The 16,874-nt window shown below is 54.0% G+C and carries 24 protein-coding genes; 16 read left to right on the top strand and 8 right to left on the bottom strand.

Annotated elements, in window-relative coordinates; translation table 11 throughout:
* The first annotated feature begins 5 nt into the window (after positions 1 to 5).
* The 13 genes from O4H49_RS12985 (at position 6) to O4H49_RS12925 (ending at position 10,377) form a co-directional block, all read left to right on the top strand.
* Positions 6 to 371 carry a GPW/gp25 family protein gene (locus O4H49_RS12985; protein ID WP_269423865.1) on the top strand — a complete coding sequence of 122 codons (366 nt, stop codon included), beginning with the start codon at positions 6 to 8 and terminating at the stop codon, positions 369 to 371.
* Positions 368 to 1,348, top strand: coding sequence for a baseplate assembly protein (locus O4H49_RS12980; protein ID WP_269423864.1), 981 nt, complete (start codon positions 368 to 370; stop codon positions 1,346 to 1,348). The genes O4H49_RS12985 and O4H49_RS12980 overlap by 4 nt, the downstream gene beginning before the upstream one ends.
* A complete protein-coding gene (locus O4H49_RS12975; protein ID WP_269423863.1) occupies positions 1,345 to 1,962 on the top strand; it encodes a phage tail protein I in 618 nt (205 codons plus the stop codon). Before O4H49_RS12980 ends, O4H49_RS12975 begins: the two co-directional genes overlap by 4 nt.
* Before the next feature lie 5 nt (positions 1,963 to 1,967).
* On the top strand, positions 1,968 to 2,849 hold the full coding sequence (locus O4H49_RS12970) for a phage tail protein (protein WP_269423862.1): 882 nt from the start codon (positions 1,968 to 1,970) through the stop codon (positions 2,847 to 2,849).
* The gene (locus O4H49_RS12965) at positions 2,846 to 3,556 is read left to right on the top strand and encodes a glycine-rich domain-containing protein (RefSeq protein ID WP_269423861.1); all 711 of its coding nucleotides are present in this window, start codon (positions 2,846 to 2,848) and stop codon (positions 3,554 to 3,556) included. Before O4H49_RS12970 ends, O4H49_RS12965 begins: the two co-directional genes overlap by 4 nt.
* Before the next feature lie 11 nt (positions 3,557 to 3,567).
* A complete protein-coding gene (locus O4H49_RS12960) occupies positions 3,568 to 4,278 on the top strand; it encodes a DUF4376 domain-containing protein (RefSeq protein ID WP_269423860.1) in 711 nt (236 codons plus the stop codon).
* Positions 4,279 to 4,338: 60 nt separating this feature from the next.
* Positions 4,339 to 5,508: a phage tail sheath protein gene (locus O4H49_RS12955; RefSeq protein ID WP_269423859.1), complete on the top strand. Its 1,170-nt coding sequence runs from the start codon at positions 4,339 to 4,341 to the stop codon at positions 5,506 to 5,508.
* A gap of 55 nt (positions 5,509 to 5,563) precedes the next feature.
* Positions 5,564 to 6,073, top strand: a complete 510-nt coding sequence (locus O4H49_RS12950) for a phage major tail tube protein (RefSeq protein WP_269423858.1) — start codon at positions 5,564 to 5,566, stop codon at positions 6,071 to 6,073.
* A gap of 127 nt (positions 6,074 to 6,200) precedes the next feature.
* Positions 6,201 to 6,470, top strand: coding sequence for a phage tail assembly protein (locus tag O4H49_RS12945; protein ID WP_269423857.1), 270 nt, complete (start codon positions 6,201 to 6,203; stop codon positions 6,468 to 6,470).
* Positions 6,471 to 6,505: 35 nt separating this feature from the next.
* A complete protein-coding gene (locus tag O4H49_RS12940; RefSeq protein WP_269423856.1) occupies positions 6,506 to 6,640 on the top strand; it encodes a GpE family phage tail protein in 135 nt (44 codons plus the stop codon).
* Positions 6,637 to 8,973, top strand: a complete 2,337-nt coding sequence (locus O4H49_RS12935) for a phage tail tape measure protein (RefSeq protein WP_269423855.1) — start codon at positions 6,637 to 6,639, stop codon at positions 8,971 to 8,973. The genes O4H49_RS12940 and O4H49_RS12935 overlap by 4 nt, the downstream gene beginning before the upstream one ends.
* Before the next feature lie 13 nt (positions 8,974 to 8,986).
* On the top strand, positions 8,987 to 9,403 hold the full coding sequence (locus O4H49_RS12930) for a phage tail protein (protein ID WP_269423854.1): 417 nt from the start codon (positions 8,987 to 8,989) through the stop codon (positions 9,401 to 9,403).
* Positions 9,400 to 10,377, top strand: coding sequence for a contractile injection system protein, VgrG/Pvc8 family (locus O4H49_RS12925; RefSeq protein WP_269423853.1), 978 nt, complete (start codon positions 9,400 to 9,402; stop codon positions 10,375 to 10,377). The genes O4H49_RS12930 and O4H49_RS12925 overlap by 4 nt, the downstream gene beginning before the upstream one ends.
* A 177-nt stretch (positions 10,378 to 10,554) precedes the next feature.
* On the opposite strand, the gene O4H49_RS12920 is transcribed toward O4H49_RS12925, so the two are convergent.
* Entirely contained in the window at positions 10,555 to 10,833 is a 279-nt protein-coding gene (locus O4H49_RS12920; protein WP_269423852.1) for a hypothetical protein, read from the bottom strand.
* Positions 10,808 to 11,941, bottom strand: a complete 1,134-nt coding sequence (locus tag O4H49_RS12915; RefSeq protein WP_269423851.1) for a helicase-related protein — start codon at positions 11,939 to 11,941, stop codon at positions 10,808 to 10,810. Before O4H49_RS12915 ends, O4H49_RS12920 begins: the two co-directional genes overlap by 26 nt.
* Before the next feature lie 284 nt (positions 11,942 to 12,225).
* On the opposite strand from O4H49_RS12915, the gene O4H49_RS12910 reads away from it, so the two are divergent.
* On the top strand, positions 12,226 to 12,375 hold the full coding sequence (locus O4H49_RS12910; protein ID WP_269423850.1) for a hypothetical protein: 150 nt from the start codon (positions 12,226 to 12,228) through the stop codon (positions 12,373 to 12,375).
* A 19-nt stretch (positions 12,376 to 12,394) separates the two neighbouring features.
* On the opposite strand, the gene O4H49_RS12905 is transcribed toward O4H49_RS12910, so the two are convergent.
* The 4 genes from O4H49_RS12905 to O4H49_RS12890 form a co-directional block, all read right to left on the bottom strand.
* Positions 12,395 to 13,201 carry a DUF4875 domain-containing protein gene (locus tag O4H49_RS12905; RefSeq protein ID WP_269423849.1) on the bottom strand — a complete coding sequence of 269 codons (807 nt, stop codon included), beginning with the start codon at positions 13,199 to 13,201 and terminating at the stop codon, positions 12,395 to 12,397.
* 70 nt (positions 13,202 to 13,271) lie between these two features.
* Positions 13,272 to 13,853, bottom strand: coding sequence for an acyl-homoserine-lactone synthase (locus O4H49_RS12900; RefSeq protein ID WP_269423848.1), 582 nt, complete (start codon positions 13,851 to 13,853; stop codon positions 13,272 to 13,274).
* A gap of 96 nt (positions 13,854 to 13,949) precedes the next feature.
* A complete protein-coding gene (locus tag O4H49_RS12895; protein ID WP_269423847.1) occupies positions 13,950 to 14,654 on the bottom strand; it encodes a helix-turn-helix transcriptional regulator in 705 nt (234 codons plus the stop codon).
* 265 nt (positions 14,655 to 14,919) lie between these two features.
* A complete protein-coding gene (locus O4H49_RS12890) occupies positions 14,920 to 15,390 on the bottom strand; it encodes a helix-turn-helix domain-containing protein (protein WP_269423846.1) in 471 nt (156 codons plus the stop codon).
* Between the two features lie 165 nt (positions 15,391 to 15,555).
* Between O4H49_RS12890 and O4H49_RS12885 the strand changes: the two genes are divergently transcribed.
* Together O4H49_RS12885 and O4H49_RS20640 are read left to right on the top strand one after the other, a co-directional pair.
* Positions 15,556 to 15,822 (top strand): helix-turn-helix domain-containing protein, encoded by a 267-nt coding sequence (locus tag O4H49_RS12885; RefSeq protein ID WP_269423845.1) that lies wholly within the window; start codon positions 15,556 to 15,558, stop codon positions 15,820 to 15,822.
* 2 nt (positions 15,823 to 15,824) lie between these two features.
* The gene (locus O4H49_RS20640; RefSeq protein ID WP_419715227.1) at positions 15,825 to 16,127 is read left to right on the top strand and encodes an ogr/Delta-like zinc finger family protein; all 303 of its coding nucleotides are present in this window, start codon (positions 15,825 to 15,827) and stop codon (positions 16,125 to 16,127) included.
* Positions 16,128 to 16,210: 83 nt separating this feature from the next.
* Here O4H49_RS20640 and O4H49_RS12880 read toward each other — a convergent pair whose 3' ends face one another.
* Positions 16,211 to 16,609, bottom strand: coding sequence for a type II toxin-antitoxin system HicB family antitoxin (locus tag O4H49_RS12880; protein ID WP_269423844.1), 399 nt, complete (start codon positions 16,607 to 16,609; stop codon positions 16,211 to 16,213).
* 45 nt (positions 16,610 to 16,654) lie between these two features.
* Positions 16,655 to 16,843 (bottom strand): type II toxin-antitoxin system HicA family toxin, encoded by a 189-nt coding sequence (locus O4H49_RS12875; protein WP_269423843.1) that lies wholly within the window; start codon positions 16,841 to 16,843, stop codon positions 16,655 to 16,657.
* Positions 16,844 to 16,874: the final 31 nt, after the last annotated feature.

The following is a 16,874-nucleotide window of genomic DNA, read 5'->3' as shown; positions in this document are numbered from 1 at the left end:
TCGGGATGAACAACACGAGTGGCAAAAAATTGTCCGGTCTGGAACATCTGAACCAGTCCATTGCCGATATCCTCTCCACCCCGCGCGGCACCCGGGTGATGCGCCGCAATTATGGTGCCGCGGTATTTGATTTTATCGACGCGCCCGGTAATCCCTTTAACGCCCAGCGGATTATCGCCGCCTCCGCAGACGCCATCGCCCGCTGGGAGCCCCGCCTGCGCCTGACCCGCATCCAGAGCAGTATTGCTTTTAATGGCCGGGGTCAGATTCTGGTAGAGGGGGAAACCACCGAAGGGATCAAGTTCTCCGATGTCTTCGTACTCGGTGGTTCTGTGGGCGGTTCTGTGGGCACAGCAGGTGGCCTCGCATGAAGACTTTCAACGGGATCAATCTTTCTGATTTGCCCTTCCCTGATGTGATCGAGACCATTGCCTATGAAGATATTCTCGGGTTGCGCAAGGCCGAGCTGATCGCCCGGTCACCGGCATCAGCCGCGGTGCTTGAGCTGGAAAGCGAACCCCTGACCAAGTTGCTCGAGGTCTTTGCCTATGGCGAACTGACCCTGCGCCAAAGGGTGAATGACGCGGCCCGCTCCCTGCTGCTGGCCTTCGCCCGACAGGCAGACCTCGAGCATCTCGCCGCAAGCTACAACGTCACCCGCCAGATCCTCACCCCCGGCGATGACCAGGCATTTCCCCCGGTTCCCCCGGTTTATGAAGGCGATGAAGATCTGCGGCGCCGTACCCAACTGGCACCAGAAGCATTCACCACCGCCGGATCCGAAGGCAGTTATATTTTCAATGCCCTGTCTGCCGGAGAAACCCCGACCACGGTCAGCATTGTCAGCCCCGAACCGGGCAAGGTGGTTCTGACCTATGAATTTCCGACAGAAGGTTTTTCTGCCAAAGTCAAACACGCCTCGGCCTATGACCCCGCACCCGGCCAGGTACTGGTTTCGGTGCTGTCCCGAGATGGAAACGGCACTGCTGATACCGCCACTCTGAACGCCGTCACCCAACATTTGTCCGGCAAGTATGTCCGCCCCCTGACCGACCAGCTGACGGTTCAGTCGGCCCAAATTGTTGAATATCAGGTCACGGCAACCCTGCACCTTTACGATGGCCCGGATCTGGATCTGGTCCAGGCGGAAGCGACCAGACGTTTCTGGCTCTATGCCGGTGACCGCCATGCCCTGGGAGAAATCGTGACCAGCTCCGGCATCGATGCCGCCCTCCAGATTGCCGGGGTGCGCAAGGTCGAGCTGGACGGCTGGACAGATATCACCACCACACAGGAAGAAGCTCCTTTCTGCACGGCCTTGAACCTCACTGTCGTGGGGGATTCATGACCAGCCTGCTTCCCCCCAACGCAACCGCGACCGAACGGGCGGTCGAAGCCGCGACCATCCGGATCAACGACATTCCGGTGCCGATTGCCGATCTCTGGGATCCGCTGCGTTGCCCCGCCGAAATTCTGCCCTTCCTCGCCTGGGCCTGGTCGGTTGACAGCTGGGATGCCAGCTGGTCGCTCGCCATCAAGCGTAAGGTTGTGGCCACAGCTATCAAGGTCCATCGCCACAAGGGAACGCCCGGCGCGGTTCAGGATGCACTGGACGCCCTGGAGGTCGGTGCATCGATCTCGGAATGGTTCAATTATGGCGGTCAACCCTATCATTTTAGGATTGATGTCAATGTTACGACCCACGGCCTGACTGCCCGTGATCTTCAGACCATAGAAGCCGTGGCTCTTGGCACAAAAAACACCCGATCCCGGCTTGATCGGCTTCAGATTTTTCTCACCAGTGAAGGAAATGTGCCCTATCTGGGTCTGGTGCCGTTTGGCGGTCAGGACATCACCATATTTCCCCCGGCTCCCGGGGATCTCATCACCTTGGGGACTGTCCCCTTTATAGCGCAGGCAAGCTATAGCGCCGCGATAACAACCATTCATCCAAAGGCATAGACCCCATGGCTGTTGAAAATTACTATGTCATCCTGACCAGACTTGGTGCCGCTAAACACGCCACTGCGATAGCAACAGGCGGCAATATATCCCTGACTGAAATGGCTGTCGGCAGTGGCCAGAACGATACTTTGTACGAGCCCGTCGATACCCAGACAGCTCTAAAAACCGAAGTCTGGCGCGGGGGGATCGGGGCGATACGGACGGACCCGGACAACAATACCAGAATCATCATCGAAACGAATATTCCCCAGAATGTGGGCGGGTTTGTTATCCGCGAATTCGGAATATTCGACAGTGACGGCGATCTCTTTGCGGTTGGTAAATATCCGCCGACAACAAAAACCTCTCTTGCCCAAGGGGCGCCGACGGATCAGCTGATCAGGGCCATTCTTGCTGTCAACAATATCAACAGCATCACCCTGCTGATTGATCCTGCCATCATTATGGCCAGCAAAAAATATGTAGATGATCTGATCCTGCCCCTGGCCACAAAAAGTTATGTAGATGCCGCGATCAAAATTCCGGTGGTCGACATGGCCTTTCTAGCCGGGATTGCCAACAACGGCAGCAATGTTGATCTGTCTGTCCAGAGGATCGGCGCTTTGCGACTTGCCCGAAACACCCTGATTCAGAATGTGATCGCTGTTGTGGCCACCGCACCGACCGGGGATCCAGTGGAAATAGATATTACCAAAAACGGCACTTCGATTTTTACAACAAAACCGACAATTCCAGTCGGTACCAACCTCTTGAGCGGCGGGGTTCTGGATCCCGCACAGCTTGCCTGTGTTGCAGGAGACCTTATCGAACCCCTTGTCACACAGGTCGGATCGGTAATCAGGGGACAGGGTTTGACCCTTAGCATCAAGGCCATAGCACAATGACCCTGATGGCACCCCAGCCTGTGAGCCTGTCGGCCTTTTCACCACCGCCGGGTGATCTTTTCCTGACAACACCAGGTCAGACCGACTGGGTTGTTCCCCAAGGTGTCTACAGCGTTCGCGTCACGCTTATCGGCGGCGGCGGCGGCGCAGGTGCACACGGTTCCTATACAACGGGAAATGCTTCAACAAATTACAATATTTCTAGCTCCGGCGGCGGCGGTGGTGGCGGCGGTGGCGGAGCTTTCGTCAAAAAAGTCCTCCCGGTTTTTCCAGGCCAGATCATTCCCGTGGTCGTGGGAGCCGGCGGTGCATCCATCAATTATGTGCATTTGATCTGGGGGAAGAACATTGACGGGAACGACGGGATCGACAGCTCTTTTGGAAATCTGCTGACCGCTGATTCTGGCAAAGGTGGCGGTGGTGGCTGGGCTCAATACCAAAGTACAGGCGTCGGCGGGATTGCCGGAGCTGGCGGGATTGCCGCGGGTGGCGATATCAACCTGAACGGGGCGGCTGGCGAAGCCGGCGATCATCGGAATGTCGTCGGGCTTTCGTTCATTCATGCCGACGGCGGCACCGGAGGAGAGGGTCAAGTCCTGGATAGTGTCCCCTATGGCGCAGGAGGAACCGGCCATCCCAAGGAAATAAGTGACCCGGCCCAGGCGCCCGGCACGGACGGATGCTGTCTGATCGAATGGGGATTCTGATGGAGATAAAATTGAAAACCTACATTAAAGTCATTGATGGTGCCCAGGCAGGGGATCCTTTTATTCTTCCAGCTACACTGCCGCACCCCGATTTTCCCGACAGATCCATCGGGGTTAAACATCTGGATGATGACCATCTCTTCGATCTGTTTAATCTTGTTCCCGTCATTGACGTCCCCGAACCAGATCAGGAATGGGATAACGTTGTTGATTCCGGCATAGAGCTTGTTGTTGAAAATAACGGCTCTGAATTAAGCGATATCACCGCGACGCAAGTTTACAACACAGCCCCGATCTCGCTGGCAGAAGCCCAAGCCAAGGTCATGGCCAAGGTCAAAAGTCGCCGCGATGCCATTGCCGATGACGGTGATTTTGAATGGAGCCTGGAGGGCGTGACCTATCGCCTGCAGGGGACGTCTTCTTCGGTTGCCCAGATGGAACGGTCGCGGGATCTGCTGAACGAGATGATTGCCCGTGGCATTGCTGCTGAAGAGGCAAAACAACCCTGGCGCACCTGGGACAACGGCTGGACCCCACCTTTGACGCCCGATCAGATCAACGACATGGCCTATACCAAGGGGCTGCAAGGGATTTCCTGTTGGCAGCGCTATGCGGCGCTTGAACAGGAAATTGCAGCTGCAGCTGATCTGGCTGCTGTTATGGCCATTGATATCACCACAGGCTGGCCGGAACTGCCGGCTAACCCCGGGGCAGGTGAATGATCCGATCCTCTGCCCTTTCTCCCCTGCCCTCTTTTTATCTGAAAACACAGGAGGCATCCCATGCCAGCTGATTACCACCACGGCGTCCGCGTTATCGAAATCAACGAAGGCGTTCGCCCGATCCGCACCATTGAAACCGCTGTGATCGGCGTGGTCTGTACCGGACCGACCGCCGATGTAGAGACCTTTCCACTCAACCGTCCGGTTCTTCTGACTGATGTCTATTCCGGCATCGACAAGGCCGGCACCAACGGCACCCTGCCCTATGTGCTTGATGCGATCAAAGACCAGTGCAACCCGCTGATCGTGGTTGTCCGGGTCGAGGAAGGCGCTGACGAAGCCGCCACCCGGACCAATGTCATCGGCGGGTCGGTCGATGGCATGAAAACCGGGTTGCAGGCCCTCACAGCGGCAAAGGCCCAGACGGGAGTGCAACCGCGTATTCTCGGCGCCCCCGGGCTGGATGACGAATTTGTCACCGCCGAACTAGCCGGGATCGCGCAACAGACCCGCTCCTTTGTCTATGCTGCAGCTCATGGGGCTGAAACACGGGATGATGCCGTGGTTTATCGGGACAAGTTTGGCCAGCGTGAAGTCATGATCATCTGGCCTGATTTTATCAGCTGGGACACCACCACCAGCACCACCCGCAACGCATGGGCCACCGCGCGGGCGCTTGGTCTGCGGGCCAAGATCGACAATGAAATCGGCTGGCACAAGACTTTGTCCAACGTGCCGGTCAATGGCGTCACCGGCTTGTCAAAAGATATCTACTTTGATTTGCAGTCGCCGCAGACGGACGCCGGGGTGCTGAACGCAAACGAGGTCACCACCCTTATCAATCACAAGGGTTTCCGCTTCTGGGGATCGCGCACCTGTACCGCCGATCCGCTCTTTGCCTTTGAAAGCTACACCCGCACCGCCCAGGTTCTGGCTGACACCATCGCCGATGCCCACTTCTGGGCCGTCGACAAACCCATGAGTGTGACGCTGTTCAAGGATATTGTGAACGGGGTCGATGCCAAACTGCGCAATCTCTCGACCCTCGGCTATCTGATCGGCGGGGAAGCCTGGTTTGATCCTAAATACAATCCGAAAGAGCTGCTGTTTTCAGGGAAAGCTTACGTCGATTATGCCTACACCCCGGTTCCGCCGCTCGAAAACCTGAACTTCCAGCAGCGGATTACCGATCGCCATCTGGTCGATTTCGCCCAGGCGATTGCCGCCTGAGCCCAGATCACAACGCCTGAAGCACCCGTTCAACGATTGATAAGCGAGAGAGACGATGATCCCCTCCACCCTCAAGAATTTTAATATCTTCATTAACGGTACGTCCTATGTCGGAGAGGCGGAGGAAATCACTCCCCCAAAGCTGACCCGCATTACCGAAGACTATCGCGCTGGCGGCATGCATGGCCCGGTCGAGCTGGATCTGGGGCAGGACAAGCTTGAGATGGAAGTCACCTTCAAAGGCTGGAACAAGGAACTGCTGAAACATTATGGGGCCTTTGCTGCCGATGCTGTTCCGCTGCGGTTTCGCGGCGCGGCTCGCAGTGAGGCCGGCGATGTCGCCACCGACGCGATTGAGATTTCGGTTCGCGGACGCCTGAAGGAACTGGATTTCGGATCGGCCAAAACTGGCGAAGCCAACAGCCTCAAGGTCATGATTCCCCTGACTGCCTTCAAATACGAGGTCAACGGATACGAAATCATCGATATCGACCAGATCAACATGATCTTCCGGGTTAATGGCGTCGACCTGTTGGCCGAAGAACGCCAGGCCCTGGGGATCTAGTCCCTGGGGATCTAGGCCCGGGATCAAGAAGATTTCCGGGGGGAAACTTTCAACCATCAAACCAAACCAACCACCAACCACCAACCACCAACCACCAACCACCAACCACCAACCCAAGAGAGCCATTATGCCTGATAAATCAATTACCAAAATTGAGCTGAAAGACCCGATCGCCTGGGGCGACAAGAAGCTGACCGAGATTTCCTTTCGTGCGCCCTGCGCAGGCGATCTGCGTGGGGTTTCGATCAGCGGCATCGCGCAGATGGAGGTCGAGCATCTGCTGAAACTGTTGCCGCGGATTGCGATCGAGAATATCACCGCAGCACAGCTTGAAACGCTGTCGGCCCGCGATACCACCAGACTTTTCCATGGTGTCCAGGGTTTTTTCGTCGATTAACCCGTCCGGTACCGGAAGATTTCAGCGCTGCCTGGGTGGTCATCAACATCGCATTCAAGGGCTGGCCACCCTCTGAAATGGACCGGATGCCGATCGAGGATCTGACCTACTGGTATCAAGCTGCCGTCGATCACCTCGACGCCAAGGCAAAGGCTTACGGGAAAAAATGAAAGATCTCACGCTCAAACTGATCCTTAAATCCGCCGACAAGATCAGCGGCCCGTTCAAAAAGATGACCGGGGCGTCCGGCGGCTTGCAGGCCTCGATCGGCAAAACCGCCGACAGGCTAAAGGAGCTGGAGGGATCCAGCCGGGATCTGGTTGCCTTTAATCGCCTGAAAGACCAGGCGGGGCGTAATGCCACAGCCCTGCAGCAGGCACAGGAGCGCGCCCAGCAGCTGGGGCGGGAGATGACGGGGGCCGACAAGGTCACCAAGCGCATGGCCAGCAGCTTTGAAGCGGCCCGCAACCAGGTGTCAAAGCTCAAGGATCAGCAGGCCGGGTTACAGCAGAAGGTCGCCGGGGTCAGTCAGAAACTGCGCAAACAGGGCATATCGATCACCGATGTCGCCACCGAGCAACGCAAGCTCGGCCTGCGCATCGGCAAGACGCGGCAGGAACTGGATGGCTATTCTGCCAGCCTCGACAAAGCCCGCAACAAGGCTAACCGTCTGGCAAAGGCCCGCTGGCAAATGGATAAATCCATGGCCCAGAAAGCCAACATCGGCATCGCCGGGGCGGCGGGTGTTGCCACCGGGCGGACCATGCTGGGGGCGGCTGGCAGCATTCTCCAGCCCGGTATCAATTTTGAAGAGCAGATGTCCCGGGTCGGGGCGCTTGCCCGGGTTGATAAAACCTCTGAAGATTTCAAGCTGCTCACCGACACCGCGAAAAAACTGGGGGAGACCACCCACTTTTCTGCATCGCAAGCCGCCGAAGGCATGGGCTTCCTTGCCATGGCAGGCTTTGAGACCAGTGACATTCTGAAAACCATGCCCGGGTTGCTCAATCTGGCCAAGGCCGGGTCGATGGATCTGGGCCAGACCGCCGATATCGCCAGCAACATCCTGTCCGGTTTCGGGCTGGAAGCGGGAGAGATGGGACGGGTGTCGGACGTGCTGGCGGCGACCTTTACCCGTTCCAACGTCGATCTGGGCATGTTGGGCGATACCATGAAGTACGTTGCCCCGATTGCCAGGACCATCGGGGTTTCGATCGAGGAAGCCTCGGCCATGGCCGGACTGCTGGGTAATGTCGGGATCCAGGGGCAGCAGGCTGGAACGGCGCTGCGGGCAATCCAGTCCCGCCTTGCCGCACCGCCAAAGATGGCCCAGGACGCCATTGACCAGCTCGGCCTTTCCATCACCGATGCCCAGGGCAACATGCTGCCGCTGGTTGATATCATGGGACAGGTCGCGAAAAAAACCGAAGGCATGGGCAATGCCGTGCGGCTGGGGTTTTTCAAGCATATCGCCGGGGAAGAAGCCGGGTCGGCCTTTGCCGAACTGGTCGACAAGGGCGGATCGGAAGCCATTACCAAATTCACCGATGTGCTGAAGTCGTCTGGGGGCGAGGCCGAACGCATTGCCAGCCAGATGGGCGACAATTCCGCCGGGGATCTGCTGGCCTTTTCATCGGCCTGGGAAGCGGTCAATATTTCCCTGACAGAAACCAACACCAGTCCCCTGCGCGAGTTGATCCAGCTCGGCACCGGGCTTTTGCGCACGACAAACCAGTGGATCAAGGACAACCCGGTTCTGGCCGGGACGCTCTTCAAGGTCTTCGCGGCAGCCGCCATCGGCATTACGGTGCTGGGTGGCCTGGCTCTGGCTGTCGCGGGGATCTTGGGGCCTTTTGTGATGATGAAATTTGCCGCCGCAGCACTGGGGCTGAAGATCTTTTCCTTCGGCGGCATTCTGACATCGATCGCGACCACGGTCTTTCCCCTGATTGCCACCGGGTTTCGGATCCTGTCTGCAGCGATGATCGCCAATCCTGTCGGGGCGGTGATCTTTGGCATCGCCACCGCCGCCAGCCTTATTTATGCCTACTGGGAACCGCTCGGCAGGTTCTTTGGCCCGCTGTGGGACAAGGCAATGGCTGCGTTCACCAGGGGATGGGAATGGATCAAGGCGATCATCGACAAGATTTCTCCGCTGATTTCAGCCTTTACCGAAAGCCTGATGGCCCCCTTCGAGCTGGTCAGCAAGATCGGCAGCTCTATCGGCGGGGCTTTTGACGGCCTTTTCGGCGATGACGAAGAAGAAGCCGGAGGAGGCAAGCCGCTGTCGACCAAAATCGCTGCGGCCACCATTGCCACCACAGCCGTGGCCACCCCGGCGATTGCAGGGCCGTCGCAGGTCCAGAACAATCAGAAGTATGAAATCGCGATCCACGCGCCCGCCGGGGCCGATAACCAGGCCATTGCCACCGCCGTCCGTCAGGAGATGGAGCGGATGAACGAGGAAGAAGCCGCCCGCCACAGGTCCAAGCTTCACGATTAAAGGAGCGATTTTTATGCTGATGTCCCTCGGCCTGTTTGTTTTCAGTCAGAATCAGGCGCCTTTGCAGAAAACCAGTCGCAGCAGCAAGGAAAACTGGAGTAAATCCGAGCGTTTTGGTGTCCGCCCGGCCACCCAGCACATCGGGCCCGGCGAAGATACCCTGCGCATTGACGGCATCATCGCCCCGGCCATCGCGGGCAGCCCGCGCAATCTCGATACCTTGCGGCGGATGATGGCGGAAGGCAAAGCCTGGATCCTGACTTCCGGTCGTGGCGATGTTCTCGGCATGTGGATTATTGAAGGGATCGACGAAACCCGAACCCATTTCACCAGTGATGGCCAACCCCGAAAGATCGAGTTCACGATCAGCCTGGAACGCTACGGCGAAGAGGATCCCGACCTCCTCGGTGAGCTGGAGGACAGTCTGTGAAACCGCTTTACCGCATTACCGCAGATCAACACGACATCACCGGCAAGATCAAAGACAACCTGGTCAACCTGACCCTGACCGACAAACGCAATCTCGAAGCCGATCAACTGGACATCAGCTTTACCGACCCGACAGGAAAATTCGCCCTGCCGCGCAAAGGTGTCAAGCTGCGCTGTTGGATCGGATTTCAACAGAGCGGTCTGGTGTACAAGGGCAGCTACACGGCAGATGAAATCAGCGAAACCGGGCCTCCGGATGTCATCACGATCCGCGCCCGGTCGGCCAACTTTACTGCCGGACTGAAACAGGAACGCGATCTGTCGTTTGATGGCCAGAGCCTGGGCCAGATTTTGGGCGCGATTGCCGGGGCCAACAATCTGGAACTGGCGATCGAGGACAAGCTTAAAAACACCGTGATCGATCATATTGACCAGACCGGGGAAAGCTGGGCCAACCTGATCACCCGGCTGGCGGGACAATACGATGCGCTGGCCACGATCAAGGATGACAAGCTGCTGTTTATTCCCGTTGGCCATAAAACCACGGTCGGCGGGATCACCCTGCCTGGCATCTCCCTGACCCGCGAAGGATCGGGCCGGCATTCATTCATGGACGCTGATCGCGAAAGCGAATTCACCGGGGTCAAAGCCCGCTGGCACGACCTGAACAGCGGGCAGAGCCGGGAGGAACTGGCCGGGGAAGAGGGATCAATCAAAACCCTGAAAAAGACCTTTCCGACACAGGCGGAAGCCGCAGCGGCGGCAAAGTCAAAATGGAATGAAATCGGGCGGGCCAAACGGACCATGCGCTTTTCCCGCAACCCCGGCTTGCCCGAACTGATCCCCAACCTGCCCGTGACCCTCTCCGGCTGGCGGGCTGAAATTAACGCGATCAAGTGGATCAGCGGCGACATCACCCACCGGATCGACAGCAGCGGATTGAGTACGGCGATTGATTTGGAAGAACGGGTCTGAGCCATATTCGCCCCAGACCGAATATGGTCCCTGGTTCGAGACAAAGTAAAAGCCCCGGCGGGCGAACCAACCGGGGCTATTGTCCCCACATCAGGTCGCGGCCTAATGCTTAACCTCTGCTGTGCCGAACACCTACAGAGGGGTTCCCTTTAATGTAGGGATGGAGACAATAAAAACTTAATCCTTGCTGTCATTTTTGCAAGGGTTATTTAATCGGTCGAGAAGGTTTTGCCGCAGCGTGTCGCTGTCCAGTTTCCCCTCGATCGCCATTTTCAATATCACAAACACAAGGATGCTTGGGCCGCTTGGCTCGAATTTACCCTTTTCCCACCGCATTATGGTCGTTCGGGCGTTGTCGGGCTTCAAGCCGATTATTGCGCCGAATTGCGACTGCGAAAGTCGAGGCAATCCAAGAAATTTGGCTGTTTCCTTACGCAGTTTTTCTACGTCTGTCATTAGAAAGAAACTCCCTCATGATAATTCTTTTTGCGCGTTTTCTCGCATTAAGAGTTCGCTCTTTATATTGTTCAAAATAATGGGCATCCGCCTCATCAAGCGGAGGAAGTATCCCATTTTTCTCGAGGGTAAGCAGGGTGTCAAATGAGTACTTATCCCAATCCACTCCGAATAATCCGCTGTCCCCGACATAAAATTCAGGAACCTCGTGCGGCAAATTATTGCACAAATAATCATAGGCCTCTTTGTGGCCGTTTTCGATCAACGGTTCAATTTTCCAAGAGATATCTTCTTCAAATTTTTCTTTTTGCAGTTTTTTTGTTTTTTTAACTTTACCAGCATAGACCTCAATACAATAAGTCAAACTATCGCTCTCATTATTGAACCCAGGTCGCCCCAGACGGCCTATTTTTTGAGCAAGTATCTCAGTTGTGTCCCACTGGTTTGCGATAATAAGAATATTTTGGGCCGGGAAGTTTAGCCCCTGGGCCAAAACATTTGTGCATTCAATCAGCGGAATTTCCCCGCGACTGAAAGCGATCTGGGCCTCAAGCCTCTGATCAATGGGTGTATCTGCCGTAACGGGATACCCTCCGTATTGTCCGCAGTTATCGGAGTATTTGTGAAATATGATCGACGGAACGCCCTGATCTTTTCTCTTCAAAAACTCACCAAATGAGATTTCTTTTTTCTGAAATGTCCGTATTGGCTTGATTTTCTCTATACTGAAACCGGGTAACTCCGTTTTGCGGAATGTCCGTGTCCCGGTGCATAAAAAAATATTGATTTCCGGGTTTTCATTGATTTTCTGATAAAGGCCAGGGCCTCTGTCTGGATCGGTCAGAAAATGACATTCATCAATAATGATTGAATCAACTTTCGGGGGTTGGCTCTCGAAAACGCCAAAAAAATTACCAGACTTTCGTCCCTTGATTTTTAACTCTCCGGTTGAAAGCGTATCCCCCGGTTGGGCATAGCGCATAAAGGTTTCATAAACCAACTGGCGGCAAGGGGCCAAATAGGCAAATGAGCCTTTTGATTTTGCTTTTTTCAGGGCTTGAAATGTTTTACCTGACCCGGTTGGGCCTTCATAAATGACTTTATCCATTTTACCATTCTCCCTTGGTAAGGTGAGGCCGTAGCCTCGTGTTGATAAATTAAATATGAGACTTTATGTCTCATTTGTCAATAGCGAACAGTGAAAAAATCACACTTGCCACAACCTTATTATGTTCTTATTTTGTTCTTATGTCATTCGCTCGATCATTGCCCAAAACCCCAGATAAGTATCCGATAAAAGTCATCCTGCATAATCCGGCTGGCCGGGCTGTGTTGTGTCAGTCGTTCCCGCATCATTCCGTTCCTGATTATGCTATTCACCAGGCATACAAGATGCTGGCTGATTATATCGCAGACGGTCACGAGGCCGGGTTGGTTACGGTCAGGGGCAGGGGTGCGATGCTGAATATTTATCAGAATTTCGGGGATCTGGAGCCGACGACCGAAGGGGCTTTTGATGGCCTGGGTTATACGGGGGATTGAGGGGGGGGATTGTGTCTCTTTAATCATTCTTGTATGGAAAATCTTCCGCGTGAATATAGGGCAAAGAGAAATCCTCTGGCGCGATGCCTCTTTTTTCTCCAAGGAAAGCCTTCAACGCCTCTTCATTCAACACCCCATCGGCATCAAGAAACTGGTTTCTGGCCCCAAACCAGTCAAGAATCAGGCTGCGTTCCTCGGCAGTGATTTCCTTGGGATAGGCTGCAACCTCCCAGACCGCAGTTTTGTCGGTACCGGAATAGGATGGGCCTTTTGGGGTGTAGTTCGCCCGGGCAACAACCCAGCCGTATCCTTTGGATACTTCGTCCAGCTCCAGAAATACCGATACCTGGTCACTCCCGGTTTGCTGTTGCAGATCCTTCGCCGCATGGATGACCGTTGCGGCGTATTCTTCAGCGGATCCGACCGGGGATGTGGCCACAATATAGGCCCGGTATCTTTTCATGGTCGCAATGCTGCTATCTGAAAGCTCCAGCACCTGGTAACTGGCGGCTTTGCCTTCGATCGATCGCGCAAGATCTGCCTGCTGCGATTTTCCAGAGGTATCAATCGAAAGAATCAGGACAACAAAGGAGAGAACAAACACCAGAACCGACAACAGACCCGGCCCCATGACCTTGCCCGGTATTTTATCATCATCGGCTTTGGTCAGCAGTCGGGATTTTATCCTGGCATAGACTGGCGGTAGCGGAATGATGCTAAGCAGGAAAAGAACAAATGCCGAAACAGGTATCCCGTTTGTCAACAAGGCAACAGCAACGAACCAGCACCAGATTGCAACCAGCCAGCCCAGAATTTTAATAAACATCTCAACTTCCCCCTTAAAAACTCAGCGGCGATCATGGTAGCTTTTGAATTTATAATTGCAATACTTTGAATTATGCAACCAAGTGCGATTGAAGGTAATCGACCGTCCGCGGGTCAACCAGAATATCAGCGGTCGCGGTTTTCTTCCCATCAATCAACCCCGCTTTTCCCTGGTGGATTTTCAGGCAAACCCCATTTCTAACCAGCACCCGGTTAAATATGGCCACTGGCATAAGGCCAAGATATTTTTCAATACCGTTTTCGAGCCCAAACTGTTGAATCGCGATGATCAGTTGGCACAGGGCACGGTTTCGGATGTCTGCTGCCAGGCTGTTATCAACGGCAATACGACTGGCCTCCCACACCTTTGGTTTTTTGGGCGGAGCGTAGGGCAGGAAATCAGGAAAAACCTCTTCGATCATATAGGGATGCACAGAGGAAATCAGACGACAACAGGCAAGGCATCGCCCTTGTTGTGAGATCAGAATATAGCTGGCGCGTGGGTTGTCGTACTGGTCCCACTCCAGACCGTCATGGTGCGGGACATCCCAGTTCTGCCGCCCAACGAAAGACTGGTAGCGGATGCGGTGATGCTGGAGCCACAGATCGCCGTTGAGGTGAATATTCTGCCAGTTCAGGATGTGAGAAATCATAAAAAAAACTCCGTTAATCAGATGACTAACGGAGAATATAGCTAACTTGGGGTAGAAAAAATTCAGGAAGGGTTGCTTTTCACGATACTGTCTGGCCTAGCCGATGGTCACGATGCCCTTTTGTACTGAACGGGAAATCAGTTCCGGGAGGTTTTTACAGCCCAGCTGCTGCCGGGCATCTTTAAGCATCCACTCTACACCAGAGGTGGATCTCCCAATAATGGTCCCGATCTCCGCATTACGTTTGCCCAGCATGGACAATTGAATTGCCTGGATCTGTTTGTCGGAAAAATTCACTGGTACATGGCGGATTTTCCGAACAGACAGATAGCAGCGGAAAAAATGACCTGCGGCAATTTCCAGAACATTGATCAGACTTTCCCCAATATCAAAGACTTCTGAAGACATGATCGAAAGAACATAACAACCGTCAAAGGTACGAAGGGGGATAGCTATCCCGTTCTTCAGCCCATAATGTTCCGCTTCAGCGAAAAAGTCCGGTTGATACTGACGGAGGTTATCCCATTTCAGGTAGCGTTGCACATAAGGCGTCGCCAGAATGACCGGATCAATGTCGAAATACTCCCGCTCGAAATAATGCTGGATCCATTTTTCTGGCAGGTTCATGGCAATCGCTGGCCCGTGGTCTTCCATCAGGGATTTTTTATCACCGTAAAGATTACCGAAGGCGTAGAGATTGAAGCCCAGCTTACCGAGAAAACTCTCGAGTGCCCGACACAAATCGTCTACATCATTGATCCGGTTACATTCTAACGTGAACTTTTCTAGATCGCTCCACATGATAACCCCAAGTTGCATTACTTTTATATTTCGCCTTGCTCACTATGGAAAACCATAGTAAACAGATTATCTCGCTTGCTCTTTATAACAGTTTTTCATGTTTTGGTGGTAAGAATGGACAATAAAAGAACCCTTCACAGCCTGGTCAAAGAGGCCTTTGCAAAAGACGAAACCGGACAAAGGAAAATTCCGGTCGACAATGTCTTCCTACAGGCGCTCCTGATCCTCTGTGTATTCTCTTTTTCAAGTCTGTCCCTCATCACCATTATCTTTCTCGCGCGGCCAGGCGGATGATATTGGCCATGGAATCAACATCCATGGTCCCTTCGCCATTTTGCTCCACCACATAATCGTGCAAAGCAATGACCAGTTCTGCAAAACGGTCCGGACTGACCATCTCGAGATCTTCTTCTCGCATAATCATGATCAATGACTTCAAGACCGACTGGACAACTGATCTGTCCAGGTTATCAGGCTGTTTGTCAAAATCGGCATAGATCACATTGTCTGATGATCTTTTCGCATCACCACAAAGCCAGCCCAACCCGACCCCTCCGAGATCCGCCAGAGCCGAAAGCCCTTCAACCGGAACCTTGACCGTCCCACGGCACCACTTGTTGAGCTGTTCAACCGTGACGCCTGCGGCAAGAGCAGCAGCAGATTTGCTGGGAAAGCGCTCGACAACTGTCTGAATGCGTTTGCCCAGTTCTGTCCGGTATTTTTCAGGATCCAGCATCAATAGTTCCCTGCGGGTGGCTTATTAAAGTTTCGATACCTTGAAACATTTTATAGGCCATGTCGAGTGGTAAATGTCGATTTTAATCGATATTTACCTTGCAATAGCGATTTTAATCGATATTAATTATTCAACACCTCGATTTTAATCGACATTGGATTGACAATGATTTTTGACTGGCCAGCCAATAAAATCCGCTCGGAACTGATGCTCCGGGGCATCAACCTGTCGGATATTGATCGGGAAAGCGGGATGGGTCCGGGGTCTGCCAGCAAGGCTTTGAAGACGCCTTGGGCCAGAATGCAGGACCATATTGCTGCCCGCCTTAATCTCGCCCCACAGGCCATCTGGCCCAGCCGCTATGACAGCAGGGGCGCGCCGATCGACAATCGGGGACGTGCAAAATCCGGACTGGCCAGAGTAGGAAGCTGAACATGCAGCTGCAGAGAGATTTTTTCTGTTCAGGCGGGAAAACACCGGAAGAACCATCCCAGCCAGATAGACAGTTCAAAAGTTATTATTTCGGGCACTACCCGAAAATGATGTGCCCGCACTGCAAGGGGGCCTGTCTGGGAATAAAGACCGAACAGCAGACAGACCTGGTTCGCGAAATCACCTATTTCTGCAGTACCAGGGAATGCGGTCACATCTTTGTCGCACAGCTCACCCCGATCCGGACGATCCACAGATCAAAGATCCCAGATCCGGAAATAAGACTGCCGAACTATTCCGATTAACATCCGGTCCATCCGGCAGCACCAGTCAACACTTAAACCAGGGGGAAATAATGCTCGCACAACAAATCCATCAGGAATGTCTGTTACCTGATCGTCTGGGACAAAAACGCTCTCGCCGCGTCGGTAAGAAACTTGCTGCGGTTACTCGACACCGCATCAATGGCTTCAAGCACCGCTTCATCGATCGTGACCTGCACCCGTTTCGCACGGCTGGGCAAAATAACCGAAACCAGCGTGACCATGTAGGATCCTTGCAGAGTGTCCCTGGAGAGGTCTTCAACCTGCGAAGCCCTGGGAACATCCGCTTTGGCCTTGACCAGCTCTTCGACCATAAGATCAGCAGCTTCATGGGCGTTAATCAGGACCTCTTCAATAGTCCTGCCCGATGCGTAGCAGCCATCCAGATCAGGAATGATGATGTTGTAATCGCTATCGACATCCTTGTGCATCACCGCGGGATACAGTCTTTTCTGTTCAATCATGTTCTTTCGTTCCATCTGTTGAGTGAGGGAGAGCTGAAGCCCCGCTTAGCGGAGCTTCAGACCTGTTTTTCTTTCCATATCCCTGAGCAATCCGGTTCCAAGTTTGCTTTTGGGATGGGGAAGAATGACGATACCTTTGCCGGGATGTTTGAAAATATGGTGACTTCCTTTTACCCGGCTGAGGGTCCAGCCATTCTGTTCAAGTACCCTTTTGACTTCTTTGCTTGTGGTCATGTCTCCCTCACCGCTTCAATACACATTATTA

Origin of the sequence: Kiloniella laminariae, from assembly GCF_027214005.1 — a bacterium.
Taxonomy (GTDB): domain Bacteria; phylum Pseudomonadota; class Alphaproteobacteria; order Kiloniellales; family Kiloniellaceae; genus Kiloniella; species Kiloniella laminariae_A.
The sequence above is the reverse complement of the archived record's forward strand: the minus strand, read 5'-3'. Positions and strand labels throughout refer to the sequence as shown.

Bases quoted from the DNA above. Each gene is read 5' to 3' on its own strand.
- O4H49_RS12935 (WP_269423855.1), top strand. From the start codon at position 6,637: ATGAAAGATCTCACGCTCAAACTGATCCTTAAATCCGCCGACAAGATC.
- O4H49_RS20640 (WP_419715227.1), top strand. From the start codon at position 15,825: ATGCAGCTGCAGAGAGATTTTTTCTGTTCAGGCGGGAAAACACCGGAA.
- O4H49_RS12980 (WP_269423864.1), top strand. From the start codon at position 368: ATGAAGACTTTCAACGGGATCAATCTTTCTGATTTGCCCTTCCCTGAT.
- O4H49_RS12905 (WP_269423849.1), bottom strand. From the start codon at position 13,201: ATGTTTATTAAAATTCTGGGCTGGCTGGTTGCAATCTGGTGCTGGTTC.
- O4H49_RS12900 (WP_269423848.1), bottom strand. From the start codon at position 13,853: ATGATTTCTCACATCCTGAACTGGCAGAATATTCACCTCAACGGCGAT.
- O4H49_RS12885 (WP_269423845.1), top strand. From the start codon at position 15,556: ATGATTTTTGACTGGCCAGCCAATAAAATCCGCTCGGAACTGATGCTC.
- O4H49_RS12880 (WP_269423844.1), bottom strand. From the start codon at position 16,609: ATGATTGAACAGAAAAGACTGTATCCCGCGGTGATGCACAAGGATGTC.
- O4H49_RS12930 (WP_269423854.1), top strand. From the start codon at position 8,987: ATGCTGATGTCCCTCGGCCTGTTTGTTTTCAGTCAGAATCAGGCGCCT.
- O4H49_RS12920 (WP_269423852.1), bottom strand. From the start codon at position 10,833: ATGACAGACGTAGAAAAACTGCGTAAGGAAACAGCCAAATTTCTTGGA.
- O4H49_RS12945 (WP_269423857.1), top strand. From the start codon at position 6,201: ATGCCTGATAAATCAATTACCAAAATTGAGCTGAAAGACCCGATCGCC.
- O4H49_RS12890 (WP_269423846.1), bottom strand. From the start codon at position 15,390: ATGCTGGATCCTGAAAAATACCGGACAGAACTGGGCAAACGCATTCAG.
- O4H49_RS12970 (WP_269423862.1), top strand. From the start codon at position 1,968: ATGGCTGTTGAAAATTACTATGTCATCCTGACCAGACTTGGTGCCGCT.
- O4H49_RS12950 (WP_269423858.1), top strand. From the start codon at position 5,564: ATGATCCCCTCCACCCTCAAGAATTTTAATATCTTCATTAACGGTACG.
- O4H49_RS12915 (WP_269423851.1), bottom strand. From the start codon at position 11,941: ATGGATAAAGTCATTTATGAAGGCCCAACCGGGTCAGGTAAAACATTT.
- O4H49_RS12895 (WP_269423847.1), bottom strand. From the start codon at position 14,654: ATGTGGAGCGATCTAGAAAAGTTCACGTTAGAATGTAACCGGATCAAT.
- O4H49_RS12910 (WP_269423850.1), top strand. From the start codon at position 12,226: ATGCTGGCTGATTATATCGCAGACGGTCACGAGGCCGGGTTGGTTACG.
- O4H49_RS12975 (WP_269423863.1), top strand. From the start codon at position 1,345: ATGACCAGCCTGCTTCCCCCCAACGCAACCGCGACCGAACGGGCGGTC.
- O4H49_RS12955 (WP_269423859.1), top strand. From the start codon at position 4,339: ATGCCAGCTGATTACCACCACGGCGTCCGCGTTATCGAAATCAACGAA.
- O4H49_RS12875 (WP_269423843.1), bottom strand. From the start codon at position 16,843: ATGACCACAAGCAAAGAAGTCAAAAGGGTACTTGAACAGAATGGCTGG.
- O4H49_RS12965 (WP_269423861.1), top strand. From the start codon at position 2,846: ATGACCCTGATGGCACCCCAGCCTGTGAGCCTGTCGGCCTTTTCACCA.
- O4H49_RS12985 (WP_269423865.1), top strand. From the start codon at position 6: ATGAACAACACGAGTGGCAAAAAATTGTCCGGTCTGGAACATCTGAAC.